The organism is Corynebacterium sp. (assembly GCF_030532965.1).
Classification (GTDB): domain Bacteria; phylum Actinomycetota; class Actinomycetes; order Mycobacteriales; family Mycobacteriaceae; genus Corynebacterium.
The window spans coordinates 20,264-34,601 of record NZ_JAUNKC010000036.1 but is presented as its reverse complement, the minus strand read 5'-3'; the positions used below and the strand labels follow the sequence as shown (position 1 = coordinate 34,601).

Annotated in this window: 15 protein-coding genes; 6 read left to right on the top strand and 9 right to left on the bottom strand. The window is 55.8% G+C overall.

What is annotated here, in order from left to right; all coding sequences use genetic code 11:
- Positions 1 to 224, bottom strand: a 224-nt coding sequence (locus Q4D85_RS13155) for a hypothetical protein (RefSeq protein WP_303201072.1), incomplete at its 3' end; no start/stop codon positions are given.
- Between the two features lie 576 nt (positions 225 to 800).
- The gene (locus Q4D85_RS13150) at positions 801 to 1,127 is read right to left on the bottom strand and encodes a hypothetical protein (protein ID WP_303201070.1); all 327 of its coding nucleotides are present in this window, start codon (positions 1,125 to 1,127) and stop codon (positions 801 to 803) included.
- Between the two features lie 328 nt (positions 1,128 to 1,455).
- Here Q4D85_RS13150 and Q4D85_RS13145 point away from each other — a divergent pair, with 328 nt between their 5' ends.
- The gene (locus Q4D85_RS13145; protein WP_303201067.1) at positions 1,456 to 2,193 is read left to right on the top strand and encodes a YggS family pyridoxal phosphate-dependent enzyme; all 738 of its coding nucleotides are present in this window, start codon (positions 1,456 to 1,458) and stop codon (positions 2,191 to 2,193) included.
- 26 nt (positions 2,194 to 2,219) lie between these two features.
- Here Q4D85_RS13145 and Q4D85_RS13140 read toward each other — a convergent pair whose 3' ends face one another.
- Positions 2,220 to 3,152 (bottom strand): ADP-ribosylglycohydrolase family protein, encoded by a 933-nt coding sequence (locus Q4D85_RS13140; RefSeq protein ID WP_303201066.1) that lies wholly within the window; start codon positions 3,150 to 3,152, stop codon positions 2,220 to 2,222.
- Between the two features lie 296 nt (positions 3,153 to 3,448).
- Between Q4D85_RS13140 and Q4D85_RS13135 the strand changes: the two genes are divergently transcribed.
- The 3 genes from Q4D85_RS13135 to Q4D85_RS13125 all read left to right on the top strand — a co-directional run bounded on the left by Q4D85_RS13135 (position 3,449) and on the right by Q4D85_RS13125 (position 6,917).
- Positions 3,449 to 4,381: an AEC family transporter gene (locus Q4D85_RS13135; RefSeq protein WP_303201075.1), complete on the top strand. Its 933-nt coding sequence runs from the start codon at positions 3,449 to 3,451 to the stop codon at positions 4,379 to 4,381.
- Positions 4,382 to 4,501: 120 nt separating this feature from the next.
- On the top strand, positions 4,502 to 5,692 hold the full coding sequence (locus tag Q4D85_RS13130) for an alpha/beta hydrolase family protein (RefSeq protein ID WP_303201064.1): 1,191 nt from the start codon (positions 4,502 to 4,504) through the stop codon (positions 5,690 to 5,692).
- Between the two features lie 127 nt (positions 5,693 to 5,819).
- On the top strand, positions 5,820 to 6,917 hold the full coding sequence (locus Q4D85_RS13125) for an alpha/beta hydrolase family protein (RefSeq protein ID WP_303201063.1): 1,098 nt from the start codon (positions 5,820 to 5,822) through the stop codon (positions 6,915 to 6,917).
- Here Q4D85_RS13125 and Q4D85_RS13120 read toward each other — a convergent pair.
- Together Q4D85_RS13120 and Q4D85_RS13115 are read right to left on the bottom strand one after the other, a co-directional pair.
- Positions 6,899 to 7,996, bottom strand: a complete 1,098-nt coding sequence (locus Q4D85_RS13120) for a sialidase family protein (RefSeq protein ID WP_303201061.1) — start codon at positions 7,994 to 7,996, stop codon at positions 6,899 to 6,901. The two genes, Q4D85_RS13125 and Q4D85_RS13120, sit on opposite strands and share 19 nt — an antisense overlap.
- A complete protein-coding gene (locus Q4D85_RS13115) occupies positions 7,989 to 8,309 on the bottom strand; it encodes an antibiotic biosynthesis monooxygenase (protein WP_303201060.1) in 321 nt (106 codons plus the stop codon). The genes Q4D85_RS13120 and Q4D85_RS13115 overlap by 8 nt, the downstream gene beginning before the upstream one ends.
- A 193-nt stretch (positions 8,310 to 8,502) precedes the next feature.
- Here Q4D85_RS13115 and Q4D85_RS13110 point away from each other — a divergent pair, with 193 nt between their 5' ends.
- Complete coding sequence (locus Q4D85_RS13110; RefSeq protein ID WP_368502299.1) at positions 8,503 to 9,681, top strand: alpha/beta hydrolase; 1,179 nt, start codon at positions 8,503 to 8,505, stop codon at positions 9,679 to 9,681.
- Positions 9,682 to 9,763: 82 nt separating this feature from the next.
- Here the strand turns inward: Q4D85_RS13110 and Q4D85_RS13105 are convergent, their stop codons facing one another.
- Positions 9,764 to 11,134: a DUF5692 family protein gene (locus tag Q4D85_RS13105; protein WP_303201056.1), complete on the bottom strand. Its 1,371-nt coding sequence runs from the start codon at positions 11,132 to 11,134 to the stop codon at positions 9,764 to 9,766.
- A 281-nt stretch (positions 11,135 to 11,415) separates the two neighbouring features.
- Between Q4D85_RS13105 and Q4D85_RS13100 the strand changes: the two genes are divergently transcribed.
- The gene (locus Q4D85_RS13100; protein WP_303201054.1) at positions 11,416 to 12,453 is read left to right on the top strand and encodes a hypothetical protein; all 1,038 of its coding nucleotides are present in this window, start codon (positions 11,416 to 11,418) and stop codon (positions 12,451 to 12,453) included.
- A gap of 190 nt (positions 12,454 to 12,643) precedes the next feature.
- Here the strand turns inward: Q4D85_RS13100 and Q4D85_RS13095 are convergent, their stop codons facing one another.
- The 3 genes from Q4D85_RS13095 to Q4D85_RS13085 form a co-directional block, all read right to left on the bottom strand.
- Positions 12,644 to 13,042 carry a hypothetical protein gene (locus Q4D85_RS13095; RefSeq protein ID WP_303201053.1) on the bottom strand — a complete coding sequence of 133 codons (399 nt, stop codon included), beginning with the start codon at positions 13,040 to 13,042 and terminating at the stop codon, positions 12,644 to 12,646.
- Between the two features lie 2 nt (positions 13,043 to 13,044).
- Positions 13,045 to 13,524, bottom strand: a complete 480-nt coding sequence (locus Q4D85_RS13090; RefSeq protein WP_303201050.1) for a Panacea domain-containing protein — start codon at positions 13,522 to 13,524, stop codon at positions 13,045 to 13,047.
- A 121-nt stretch (positions 13,525 to 13,645) separates the two neighbouring features.
- Positions 13,646 to 14,332 (bottom strand): class II aldolase/adducin family protein, encoded by a 687-nt coding sequence (locus Q4D85_RS13085; RefSeq protein ID WP_303201048.1) that lies wholly within the window; start codon positions 14,330 to 14,332, stop codon positions 13,646 to 13,648.
- Positions 14,333 to 14,338 lie beyond the last annotated feature (6 nt).

Here is a 14,338-nt window from a genome sequence, read left to right as displayed (position 1 = left end):
GAGGACTTGTCGTTGGAGGACTTGTCGTCAGACTTAGCGGTGGTTGCCTCTGCACCGGTGGTGGTAGCTGCAGCCTCAGCTGGAGCGGTCTGAGCTTCCTGTGCGAATGCAGCAGGGGTGGTCAGTGCAGCAGCGGTGATAGCAGCGGTGCTGAGCAGAGCAATCTTACGGGTGATCTTCATGAAATAGATCTCGCTTCCTAATTCGAGGTTTCGCAGCGACATTCTTGTAAATGTTGCTGTGCTATCGCAGGCTAATGGGGTAGCCGCACCCCAGTCCACTACCTGATAAATCCCACAGCCTCAACTCATGTTAATTTCAGAAATACCGCCCCTATCCGGGGGAAGATTTTTCAAAACCGCAGGAATACAGTGAATCAAAAGTTGGATTCTTAATAAAACCTGATGTTGAAAAACGCTGTCTTAGCACCAATCTCCCCACCCCCAAGTTGACAGCGCCGAAAAATGGTCACCGATTCACTAAACAAAACAACGCGCTTCCGTACGCTGCTATGCGACGCAATTCATGGCCCCCATCACCAATATGTAACGTTTTCAAAACAACGATTTTTTATTACAAGACTTCCATCAGCAATACGCACACGTTGACGGCGAATAGAAAATTTGAAGCGCTTGAAATCTAAGGAAATCATATGAAAACTTCCGTCAGTGCCCAGTTGGACAAAAAATACCGATTTCAATGCCACACCATAAAAAATCGCCGACAAACCGCAATGTTTTAGGGTTTGTCGGCGAATTTCTCACCGGTACTTCTGCACCAGTAACGCCGTATCGGTGTCTTTAGCGCTGGGAGCTAAGTTGCGAACTATTGTGCTCACTGCTGTTGAGGGTGCTGATAACGGCAGTACGACCCAACCACCGCATTGCCAATTGCACCTGTCCCAGCCACTTCCCGATCGGGCCGAAATTGCCCAACCATTCCGCGGACATGATTGCGGTTTCCATGACCTTGTCGTAAGCGGTGGTTATGCCGTCGACGACAGAGCTACCAGCGGTGTGGGTAACCGTAACTGGTTGTGACTGCTCGGCGTGTGCGGGCGGGGTGAGCGTCGTAAAGCTCAATGCGGCAGCGGTGACTAACCCGCAAGCAAACCGCGACATCTTCATGGTGACTCCTTATAAAGAACAAATATCGATGGAATTCGAATGAACAACGTGAACGGTATGGAAAATGGACAGCACTACACGTTCAAACCAACGTCCGTGACGCAACCGAGCAGGAGAAGAACCTGAGGACGAGAGCTTGTCGACGATCAGTCGATAAACCCTTGTCAATAGGAACTGTCGATAGCAGCACGTCACGAGACTGTTAGCCTATCGGTCATAGCTATTCTAACGATTCGATCACGAAATACCTATTAGCATTTTCTATTATGGTGTTTCGCTACCTATATATATCGCACGGAAATACCGACACCGACTACACTGTGCAGCTATGTCAATGCCGAGCACAGTCGCAGAATTTCGCGCTAACTTCTTAGCCGTTTCCACCGCAGTCGCCGAAGCTGCCACCGCCGCCGACCGGGATCCGTCAGAGATTCGGATCATCGCAGTGTCCAAAACTTTCCCGGTGACGCAGGCATTATTGGCAGCCGAAGCCGGTATCACTACGCTTGGCGAAAACCGACCCCAGGAGTTGGCGGAAAAAGCCGCCGAATTCGAACAGCGCGGAATAACCGACGTCACGTGGTGTGCGATCGGCCACCTGCAACGCAATAAAGCCAAAGACGTTGCCCGGTGGGCGCAGGAATTTCACGCCCTCGACTCACTACGACTAGCACACACCCTGGATGCTCGGCTTGCGGATCTCGACCGCACCCTCGACGTCTTTATCCAGGTCAATACCTCCGGCGAGGAACAAAAAGGCGGCCTGGCCCCGGCGGAGGTTGACAAGTTCTTAGCCGAGATCAGCCCACTTAGTCGGCTCCAAGTGCGGGGGCTGATGACGATGGCGCAATTCAGCAGCGACGAAACCGTGGTGCGCCCCAGCTTCGCCGCCCTGCGCGAACTACGCGATACGCTAAGCCCTAACCTGCCGGACGGCATGTCCCTTTCGGAATTGTCCATGGGCATGAGCGGCGATTTTCACTGGGCCATCGCGGAGGGCGCCACCAGCGTCCGGATCGGAACAGCAATTTTCGGGCACCGCCCCAATTCGCCGTACCAGCACTAAAACCGCAGCTAAAGTCCATAGAAGCACTACGTGACATGAGGTGTGCTGGCTATTGCGAGAAGCTGCGTGCCTAGGTCGGCGACGTCATGCGCCCAATACTCCTGCGGCCGGGGCCGAAGGCTTCCTGCGTCTGGTCGGCACGTATCTACCACGGTTTTCCACCGGTCAGGAATACCGCTCGCGCCGCAAACCGCCCCGTACAATGCCCCGCAGATCGCCGCATTGGTGTCGGTATCGCCCCCACGTGTGATTGTTCTAACCAGCGCCTCCTCGAAACTCGGGGCGGTAGCCAATTGATACAAGGCATTGCGAAACGCGATAATCACCCACCCCATGTGGGTCTGGTAATCCGGCGGCGCAACGATGTCGCCCGGGTCGAACATCGCCAATACATCGGTTTTATCTAATCTCTCGCCCACTGCCTGTGCGATCGCGGCGGCAAATCGTTGGTTAATGGAAACGCACCGGGGATGCACATGGGTAAGTGTGGCGTCATGAGCAGCGGCGTTTCGGGCGGCGTCCGGATTGCCAGCAAAGGCCACCCCGATGGGGCTTACCCGCATGAGCGCGCCGTTAGCTTGACTATCTGGGTTGAAAACCCCGCGCAACAAGGCATCCGCGCAGGTGATACCAATATCGAAAGGTTCTGACCGCGCCCAGCGGCGATAACTTTCCGCCACATCGGCGGCATCGAAACCGCCGTACCGCAGCAGGCTGCGCGCCAAGACCACGGCCATTTCACTGTCGTCGGTTGCTTGGCCAGCGCTGAGGTTAAAACAGCCACCATCGGCTAATTCCCGCACCCCGTCGGGATAGGCGGTGGCTATTTCTTCCGCTGTTTGAAATTCCACCAACGAGCCAAGGCTATCGCCGATTATCTGCCCGTATAAAACGCCTTGCGACCGGTCGAGTTGGCGGGTGTAATCAGATTGATCGCTTTGATCGAATGGCGGTGTCATCGGTGGTTCTCCTCACTACTCACCACTGCCCCTTCCAAGGCGCGCGACCGGAAGGCAGTTGATTATGAAATTCTGCGCTTACCAGCACATAGTAGCTATGTCTCAAGGTGCGTGCCGCGACATGATGTGAGGGTTTCGTGGAGTGGCGTCTTGCACTTTTTCTAAATCCGGCGCACGCTAGGTGGGCGCGAGTGCGGTTGTCGCGAGTGTGGTTGTATTGTGCTGCACTATATTTTCTGAGCGTGTAATGATTGGCGTTAGATCCGGTGAAAACCCCGGAGATTGGTGGATACCTGATGGTTGGAGTGTTAGAAGGCTTTGTCATTATTTTCACCATCATCTTTGTCGGGTTTCTTCTTGCCAAGTTTCGGGTGATTTCCTCCGACGAGCAACGCTTGGTGCTTAACCGGGTGGCGTTTTTCGCGGCGACGCCAGCGTTGCTGTTTACGGTGGTCTCAAATTCCAAGCCGGAGGAATTATTTAGCTTGGTTATATTGGGGTCGTCACTGGCAGCCTTAGCTACCGCGACGGTGTTTGTACTGGTGTCGCGGTTATTTTTCCGCATGGATCGCGGCAGCACCGTGATGGGTGCGGCGTCAACCGGCTACGTAAATTCGAATAATATCGGCTTGTCGGTAGGGATTTATGTTTTGGATAATCCGGCCTATGTGGCGCCGCTTTTGGTGGTGCAGATTGTGTTATTCACCCCGCTGATTCTGGCCTTGATTAGCGAGCCGAGTGCAGCTCAAAGTCGGCCGCGTCAGATCGCCAGCGCGATTTCCACCGGCGTGTTCAGCCCGATCGTGGTGGGTGCCGCTTTGGGCGTGGTGGTCACGATGACGAATGTCGACACGCCATTGTTGGTGGCCGAGCCATTGCGGATTTTAGGTGGCGCGAGCATCCCCATGATCTTGTTAAGCTTCGGTGCTTCGTTGTATAAGGCAACGCCGTTGTCTGATGCCACGCAGCGGGGTGCGGCGTTGACGGCGACCGCGTTAAAGGTGGTTGTTATGCCGCTGTTGGCGGCGGCTATTGGCTGGTCGTTGGGGCTGCGGGGCGATTTGTTGTATGCGGTGGTGATTCTTGCCGCGTTACCGACCGCCCAAAATGTGTATAACTACGCGGCGACCTACCAGCGGGGAATGACGATTGCGCGCGATACTATTTTATTGTCCACGTTCTTAGCGCTTCCGGCGATGTTGGTGATTGCTGCGGTATTCCGCCGCTGATCGCAACACCAAAGTGCCCAGGTTTAAGGCGTGCGGCGGTTACTTTTGTGCGACGGTTGCATACGTGCGGCGGTTACATAATGGTTAGGTTGAGCGATACATCCAAGGAATAACCGATGGATGCCCGATTGTGAGGTTTTTGTGAAGAACGTTTCGTCTCGTCTTGCTCGTTGCTTGGGGCTCATCTGTGCCCCCATTCTTGCGGTTTCGCTTGTCGACGCCGCCCCGGCGGCAGCGCAACCAGAGATCGTTTCCGGATCGACCGATGTGGGGCACACAATAACCGCCGATCCACGCACCGCGGAGTTCTTCGACCACATGGTTAGGCAGCGGCAAAATTCCCCGTTCAAGGACGTGCCGCTGCCACCATTCTTTGAAAAAGAGGCCTGGTACCCCACCGCCGCGCCCCAGGACTTTTCCGCCCCACGGTTAGTGGGGGTTGCCGATGATGGTGGGTTGCGCCTGCAACGCTGGTTTATCGAATCCCCCGCCATGCGGCGGGTGGTCGAAGTGCAGATCATGCGCCCCGTCGACGCCGAAAAACCAGCGCCTATGCTGTATCTGCTGGACGGCGCGACCGCCGCCACCCGAAGCGGCTGGGTGCGCAGCGGCAAGATCGACGAAATCATGGCCAATGAGCAATTGACCGTGGTCATGCCAACCCAGGCTTCCGGCAGCATGTACATGGATTGGGAGAAACCCGACCCGGTTATCGGCCACCCAATGTGGGAGACGTTTCTGACAACGGAGCTGCCCACCATTCTGGAAAATCCAGCTCATGGTTTGCGTTTTGACGGCAAGCGGATCATCGCCGGGTTGTCGATGGGTGCCAGCGGCGCAATCCGGTTGGCGAATGCCCACCCGACCTTATTCCACGGTGCCATCGGGCTGTCGGGGTGTTATTCCTACACTTCACCGATGAGTATCTGGAAGACCAAGGCCGTGGTGGAGTCGGTGCGCGCCAACCCGGCTAACCTGTGGGCTAATGGTTACACCGAGCAGGCGCGCCGGATGGATGTGGTGCATAACCCCACCGGGCTGCGTACTATGCCGGTCTATCTTTTCACCGGCAACGGCGTAATCGGACCGCAGGAGAAACGCCTGTATAACGGCCATATCACCACGGATATGATCGGCGGGGTGGCCTTGGAATTCGCCACGGATACCTGCACCCACGAACTTGACCACTCCATGCGTGCGCATGGCATCACCCACCAGAAATTCGTCTATGAGGCCGGAATCCACGATTGGCCGTATTACACCGCCCAATTGCCGCTTGCGCTGGCGCATATTCGATCCGCGTGGGGTTAGTCCGGTGATGTTTTCCTGAGAGAACGCGGTTAAACTGCTGCGTTGCCGGTTGTTCTCCCCCATTATCGGCCAATTGCGCTGAAATGGGTTTCAGTAATCCTGCTCTCACCTTTAGAATTGATCGGCGATGAACGAAAATCCTGGTGCCACTCGACGTTACTGCAACATAGTTGCAGCTTTTACTAACGCCCCGATTAGCGGTGCGATTATTAAGGCTGGTATCGCTACGGTTCAGCAATTCCCCAGCATTTGGCGGCGCATTCCCCCGATCTATTTAGACGAACGCGCCCGGCCAGCCTCTGGTGCCATGCGGTTTAGCGCGCCCCGGCTCATCGACCGGATGCCGGACGAAAACCCTCGGGTGCAACGGTGGTTTATTGAATCCCCAGCGATGCAGCGCATCGTCGAAGTTCAGGTCATGCTGCCCACGCGGCTCGGCGAGCCTGCCCCCATGTTGTATTTATTAGACGGGGTGTCCGCGCCTCGCCGTTCCGGCTGGTTGCGGGAAGGCGACTTGCTGGAAACCATGGGTGATAAGCAGGTCACCGTCGTCATGCCGACAGAGGCTTCCGGTTCGCTCTACGAGGACTGGCTTTACGACGACCCCATCTTAGGCCGCTGTCAGTGGGAAACATTCCTCACCCAGGAATTACCGCCGATCTTGGAGAACCCCGACCAGGGCTTAGCGTTTAACGGCAAACGGATCATCGGTGGGCTTTCCATGGGCGCTACCGGAGCGGTGCGGATTGCCGCGAGGAACCCGGAGTTTTTCCACGGCGTGATTGGTTTATCGGGTTGCTATTCCACCACCTCCACCATGGGGCGCGGCATGACGCTTGCCATGATCCGGTCGGTGGGCGGCGAACCGGACAATATTTGGGGCAAGGGTCGCACCCAGCGCAGCATCGCCGCCGATGTCACCCGCAACCCGGAGGGGTTGCGCAATATGCCGGTGTATCTGTTTACCGCCAATGGCCACATCACCAACCACGATATTGGGCTGCACTTGGGTCGTCCGCGGTACGAGCTACCCGGCGCGGTGTTGTTGGAGCACGCCGCTTATGTTTCCACCAAGGAATTAGAGGCCGCCATGCGCCGGGCGGGAATGACCCACCAAGTGGTGAAATACCAGATCGGTGGGGTGCACGACTGGGCGTATTACGGCTCGGAGCTACTCAATGGTTGGGAAGCCGTTTACGTGCGGCATCACTCCCGGGTGCGGTAGGTAGCGACCCGCAGGCTACCGGATTGTTCGTAGACCACTACCAGGTGGTCGTCGATAAGCACTGCGTCGCTGTAGCCAAAGGGCTCGTCGGTGATGGTGGCGACGGTGCGCCAGGTGTCGTCGACAAGCGCAGCGATATGCCCGCCGATGCGATCCGCGCCCGCGTAACACAACGCAATCGTTTCGTTGAGCTCCACGAGCGCGGCATTGCAGGCAGCGGCCGGAAGTGTCGGATCCCACGCGAGATTGCGCCAGCTGCGGCCGAAATCGGTGCTTTCTGCCTGCCATCGACCTAAGTTTCCGCTGGCGTAGGCGCTGGTGGAGCGCCCGGACAACAGGAGTCGGGCACCACTGTTTGCCAGCGCGGTTTCGTCCATGTCCGTGCCGATTGGTTGCCCGGCCTCCCAGTTTTCACCGGCATCGCGGCTGATGATAGCGGCGAAACTGGTGGTGCCGTCGCGGTTGCGGCCGACCATGGGGAATATCCAATCACCGTTTTCCGCGATGACTCCGTGCCCACTGGTGACAAACGCCCCGGAAAACTCCGGGGCCACGTCACCGGTGATCGTGGACATCGACCAACTATTGCCAGCGTCCGCGGAACGGGCAATGTCAACATGTAAAACGCCACGCGCGTCGTTTCCCGCCGAGTCGTCGCACCAGCGGCCGGAACCGAAGAACCCCACGTCGGCGCTGCGGGCATGGGCGATGACCACCCGGTTATCCGACGCTATGATCGCCGGGTCGGAAAAGCCACATCGAGGTTCTATTTGTCCCCGCCGCAGGACGGTTGGTTCTTCCCATGTCAGCCCGCCTGGGGTTGCAGGATCAATGTGTCCGCGCAACAGTAAGAGGGAATTGGGGTTGGGTAAATCCGCCGCCATGGCACCGCCGATGGTGGCCCAATCCTCATCCACTGGGGCCAGGCGCACGTCACATGCGAGAAGAATTTCGGTGACCCCCACGCGAGCGATGGCGGGGACCCGCACTTCCAATGCGCCTGGAACTAGGTGCTGGAGTGCTGATGGGCTCAGCACTAGGTCATCGGTGATTTTTCTAACGTGCGCCGATTCAGTCACGGGAGTCGAGGACAACTTCGAAGGACATCAGCGTCGCGCCGGTAGCCGCTGGTTTGCGCTCCGCATCGTGTGCGCCGTGTCCGCCATGCCCGCCGGCCTGTGCTTCAGCGGCCCGCCAGGCTTCGTAGCTTTCCTCGTCGTCCCATTCGGTGACCACGAAATACCGGTCCTCACCTTCGACTGGCCGCAGCAGTTTGAAGCCACGGAATCCCGGCTGGTTATCCACTGCGTGCTTGCGGGCGGCGAAGCGCTTTTCTAGTTCGTCTCGGTTTTCTGCTGGCACCTCAAGTGCGTTGATTTTTACAATGCTCATGCCTTTAGATCCTAGCCAGATTTCAGGTGCCTGCACTAGCCCCGCCAAAAGGATCGAAGATTTCAAAAACCCCGTGGCTTCGGCGATATAATTGCCACGGAATTGCCGTGTTGTACAAGAGATTAAAGGGCTTGAGTGGTTTACCGTGTTTTCTTCAGCTGACCAATACCGTTCGCCGAAACGCCGCCTAGCTGTGGTGACGACCTCAGTTCTGGCTTCGGTGGTTGCGGTAACGACGCTTTCCGCAACGGTAGCGAACGCCCAGTCGGTGCCGGGTTCGTCGGCGTTTGACGAAGCCGGCTACAACCTTTCTTCCGACGCATTGGCCTCCTGGTCGTACGATCCGCAGCTAGGCCAGCGGCTCGATTCTGTGTTCCATCAATTTCATGCCCAGTCGCCGTGGGGCCAGTTGCCCATCCCCAATATTTACGGCTCCCCCACCCCGTATCCGGCCGATTCGTTACGCGACTTTGACCAACCGCGTCTGATTGACCGCCGCCCAGATGACCGGTTCCCGTTTGTCGAGCGGCTGTTTATCGAATCACCGGCGATGAAACGTGTGGTGCAAGTCCAGGTGCTCCACCCACGTGACCGCGTAACGCCCGCCCCGATGCTCTACCTGTTAGATGGGGTGACCGCGCCCCGGCAATCCGGGTGGCTGCGCGAAGGTGATGTCCAGGGCGCTATGGCGAATGAGCACGTCACGGTGGTCATGCCGACGGAAGCCACCGGCTCGAATTACACCAATTGGAACGCCGATGATCCGTATCTGGGCCGCAGCCAATGGGAAACTTTCTTAGTTGACGAGCTTCCTTTGGTTCTGGAGGCACCCCAGTCCGGGTTTGCGTTCAATGGCACCCGGTATATCGGTGGGTTATCGATGGGCGGGTCGGCGGCGATCCGGTTGGCGAACCTCCACCCTGACCGCTACTCCGGCACGTTTAGTGTTTCTGGTTGTTATTCCACCATCAATACCTCGGGGCGTGAGTTTTTCAATTTCATTACCCGCTCGGTCGGCGGCACCCCGGATCTGATGTGGGGTGCCGGGATAACCCCGGACCGTCGCCGCAACGACGTGGTGTCCAACCCGACCGGGTTAAAGAACATGCCGGTGTACATTTTCACGGCTGATGGTGATGTAACTGAGACTGATAAGGCGCACTACCGGCCGCATGGTGCCCACGAATTGGCGGGCGGAATTATCTTGGAAAAGGTGGTCAACCGCTGCACCCACGAATTCGATGATGCGATGCGGGCCCACGGCATGACCCACCATAAAGTGGAGTATCAGCGCGGCGGCATTCACGACTGGCCGTACTACAAGGCGCAGTTACCCATCGCGTGGAAACACATCAGTTCCGGCGCACAGTAACCAGGGATTACCTGACGGCGTCGACAAGCAAGGCTGGAATGTGCTTGTCGACGCCACCTGAGGTTAACGCCCGCCTAGACCGTTAGGCGTTGAGCTGCGGGCTGTGAGAAATCCCTTTCACGTCCCACCTGGGGTCGGGTTCGATGCCCTTGTCCACCAATGCCGGGTCTGCTGCCAGCGGGGTGCGCAGCTTCGGATACCGGTGATCGGCGCGCCACCACGGCATAGTGCCCACCCAACCGTCGAGCGGCGGTGTCGGCGAATCTGGCTGATAGCCGAGCTCAGTTGGGGTTTGTTTAATCATGTCGGCGACGAAATACTTATCGGCATCATCGGCGTGCTCTCGCATGATCGTCCTAAACTCAGCCAATTCGAAATACAACGCATTGGTCCATGGGTTGCGCTTGGTGCGGAGGATCTTATACAACCAATAGCCAAACAGCGCCACGTTAGACAGCAAGGCGGCCCAGGCGCATACCTGGTTTGCCACCGGATTCATGGTGGAGAAATTCGTCATGGCTGACGGTGGCACCAAGAATTCCGGCAAGAGATTATTCGCGGCGATCCAGAACATGAGCGTAAAGCACCTAAACCAAATCCATTGCCCCTTAGCCCATGTAAAGGCCGGTATGGTGCAGGCCAGCAACAGTGCCAGCGTGCAATACCAGGTGTAGTCGGATAACGCGTTATATAAAAAGGCGTGATTCCATAGGTCATAGGCGATAACCCACGGCCACACCATGTCCACCCAAATCAGCCCGCGCACCTTTTGGTTCTTATTCGAGGTTATGAAAATCTTGCCTAGGCCGGTGATCGTGATGATATTGAGCACCCCGGCCAGTGCGGTGATGAGGTTCCAATATCCGCCGATGGTGCGGAAACCCGTCTCCGGGTCGATTCCGACCCCGGCTGCGGCGAAATTGGCTGCCACAGCGGCATACCACCCATCAGTGCCGACAGCTTCCGAAACTCCCCGGGTTTCCGGCAGGCCGTTAATCATGTCGATGCCCACATGGGCGTCGTTAATTGCCTTCAAACACTGCGGGTCGGCCGCACAGCGTAGGTATTCCTCGGCGTGGAAATAGATGGTGACGTCTCGGATATTGGCTTCCATGATGTTCATGGCTAAGCCGATCCAGAGCGCGACCCCGAACCAGATTGCGTAGCGATGCGCTTTCAGCGGGTTGCGTTTTCCGTACCAGAGCAGGAAGCCGGTCATTGTTGCGGTGGCCACCATAATGGCGTATTTGCCGAACGGGAACCACCCCACCATAGGGGTGCCATGCAGGGCGGCGTAGGGCATAAGCGCGATTCCGCCGATGGTCCACATGGCAAAAATGGTCCAATTCCATCGGCGATTAATTTCCGCCACTATCACCTGGGCTAAAAATACTACGATCCACAGGAGATAAACGGTGGGAGTTCCTATTTCCCACAAAAATAACGAAGACACAATCGTCTCCTTCGTCTATGAATTTATATTGTGAAGACTACTTCCATGGTAGCACCGCGCTATCTGCAAAAATGCCGAATGAAACGGAGTAGAATAGGTAGCTAAATAGCAGTGTTTAGCCAATAATATTCTTTTTGTTCACCTAATTAGATACGCAAATATACCGATATTTTTGAGTTAATTTGTGAAATTTTCGCCCGAAATAAAGTGCGCTTTTTTCGGAGAAAATTGTGAGCTTTTACATATTCATATCGGCCACCTATCCAAGGAGGTTTTTCACCATGCGTTCCCACCGGGGACTCCGCCGTTTCACAACCCTCGCCACCGCGACCAGCGCGGCTCTTGCAGGCGGCATGTATCTGTTTAGCCAAAAGTACAATCAGGCAACCCCCGCAGAAAAGGCATGGCGTTATCCCGCCGACGACTTGATCGACGCCAATTACGACAACGCCTATTCGTCCACCTACGCCATCACCATTGATGCCCCCGCCTACGCCGTGTGGCGGATCTTCAAACAAATCGGTGCGGATAAATCCGGTTCGTTTTCCTCCGAGTGGCTGGAGCGGGTCTTTGCCCGGTTGCCATTTTTCAACAGCTACGAAATCCAGGAGGAATTCCAACAACCGGACAGCCTGGTGCCTGGCGATATTGCAGCCTTTGATTTCCACGGAATGTCCATGGAGTGGGCGGACGTGGTTCCCGGAAAGTACCTGGTGCAGTGGGTCGACACCAAGCACCCACCGGCAGCACCCGGCTCATTCGCGTTCCGCTACCCCAGCATGAAGCATTTCGCCGCCGCGTGGTGTTTCTATGTGGTGCCGCTGTCCGGCGAACGCACCCGGCTGATTAATCACTGGCGAATCGGCTACGAACCCGATGCGCCGCTGCCGAAGATCATCAATTGGATCAATATTGAGCTCATTGGTGGTGTCATGACACAGTTGCAAAACATCTACGTCAAGCGCACCGCCGAGTTTAAGAAGAAGCAGCAGCATACCGGCAAGTTCATGCGCGGCGTATTGGGCGGCCGGTTCTTTAATTCCGAAACCCCCGCCGGGCGGTGGGACGGCACCCCGCTATTCGAGGACACCTTCACCCAGTGGTTCCGTTACGGGCGGCAAAACCCAGCTGTGGCGGAAATCCGGGAACCGGTAACCGACAATCCCGACTGGCCGCCCACCGGCCCGGGCACCCCGTGGGAGACAGAAGTCGATGCCGACTATTTCACCGATTGGCAGGAGCCGGAGTTTTCCTGGGAAGAACAGATCCGACAGAAGCAAGAACGCAGCTACCTAAAGGGGTGGGGGAAGAAGAAATAATGTAGTGTTTCAGCAATTCCCGCATTAGCGGTTGGTCATTAGGCATCTTTAGCTAACCCATTCAAAATCAACTAGAGATGCCTAAAGCATTATCTAGTTGATGACAAAAGATGCTTGAAATGGCAATTTAATACAACGTTGTGTCTTGTACTCGACAAACCGAAAACCGATTCGCGAATCAAAATCCACTTTACGTTTCTTCGTTGTCTCTTTCTATTCTCTCTGCTACTTGAGTTTTTGCAAATACGAATCCAAGTGCTGTGGTTGTAACGAGCTTTAACATTTCAATAACATGTCCCAGCTCGACCCCGCCAAACCCTGCTCGGGAACCAAAATAGTCTACTAGGCATAGAATAACCACAAGTACAATGCACAGATAAATGAGTTTCTGCCCAAACTTCAATTTGGAAAGATCAACAAGCTCGCTATACGTTTGCGGCTCAGTTTTTGGCGCCAGAACTGGTTTTCCTTTGCCGGGGTCTCCTACTTCGTCGATTTCTTGCCCCGGCTCCCCCCTTTGACCGTCTAACTCGCGGTCTACCTCCTCTTTTATTGTGGGTTTTGGCTTACGATGCTGCGGATCACTCATTTTCAAGCCGCTTCAAGCCCTAACGCAACACGATAGGTTGCATCCTCAGAGATATCAGTCGGATCCAATTCTGATTTGTCACTTTGATATGCCTTGTCCCAAGCCGAGTCTTCCAAATGCGTTATCTGCGAAAGACGGATTGCATCTAGTTTCTTTGTTTTGTTCCAAACCCTATCCAAAGCGATTTTTAGTTCAAGGTCTTCTGACTCATCAATGATAAAAGCGCTCCCTTTTGCATCACGCGCATAACGCTTAATTTTACTGCGGCCGTAACCACGAAATTCGTCGTAAACCGAGTACACAACAGGCCCATAAGCCCAGGTCGAAAACGGCTCTTCTAGAAGAACACGTTTTGTTGCTTTTTGATATTCGCTGGCCACAAAGTACAAAATCTTTTGCAGCTTCATTGGGCTAATAAAGATCTTTTCAGCAAATGCACGGCTTAAGATGTTATTCGCAATCATTGTGGGACTATATGCCATCAAAATCACCTCCTGTAGTCATACACTTTAGCAATCTACGCATCTCAAGAGATAGGTGCGCAACAATTGCGGGGGTAAAAACTACATGTCAATCAACCCAAAAAGAACAAGCTTGACTAAATTATAGCGAAAATACCTCTTTGATCTGCGCCAACCGCTCCGGGGCGATGCTGCGATCGGCACCGATCAGCTTGCAATAGAACCCGAGTTTGCTCACGTGCTCAAGCCGCTCCATGTGGTAGTAGGCGTCCATGACTGTGCTCCCCCAGCTCAGCGCACCGTGGTGTTCAAGCAGGCACACTGAGCTTTGCGGCACGATCGCGGAAATGGAATCAGGCACCGCCTGGGTGGACGGAACGGCAAACGGCGCCACGGGAATGGTGGGCATGAGAACCACGGTTTCGGCGACCAAATCGGTCGGTGGCGCTTCCCCGCCTACTGCGAAAACCGTGGCGAAGGTGGGGTGGGCATGGACGACGCCGCGCACTTCCGGCGCCAACTCGTAGACCCGCAAATGCATTTTCACCTCAGACGATGGGCGGTTTGTCCCCGCGATTACTGCCCCGGAGGGGTCGAGCAGCACAAGATCGGCGAGCGTCATTCCGCGTTTCGAGACCCCAGTCGGCGTGCAGAGTATCCAGCCGTTAACAAGCCGGGCGGAGATATTGCCGTCGTTGGAGGCCACCATCTCACGCTGCCACAATAGCTCGCCCGCGTTGATGATCTCCCGCGCAAGGCGTTCGACTTCTTCGGCAACGTCCGGGCTCAGGCCGGTGAGTATAGGTGCTGATGGAGGGTTCTGTGTCATGTCTGC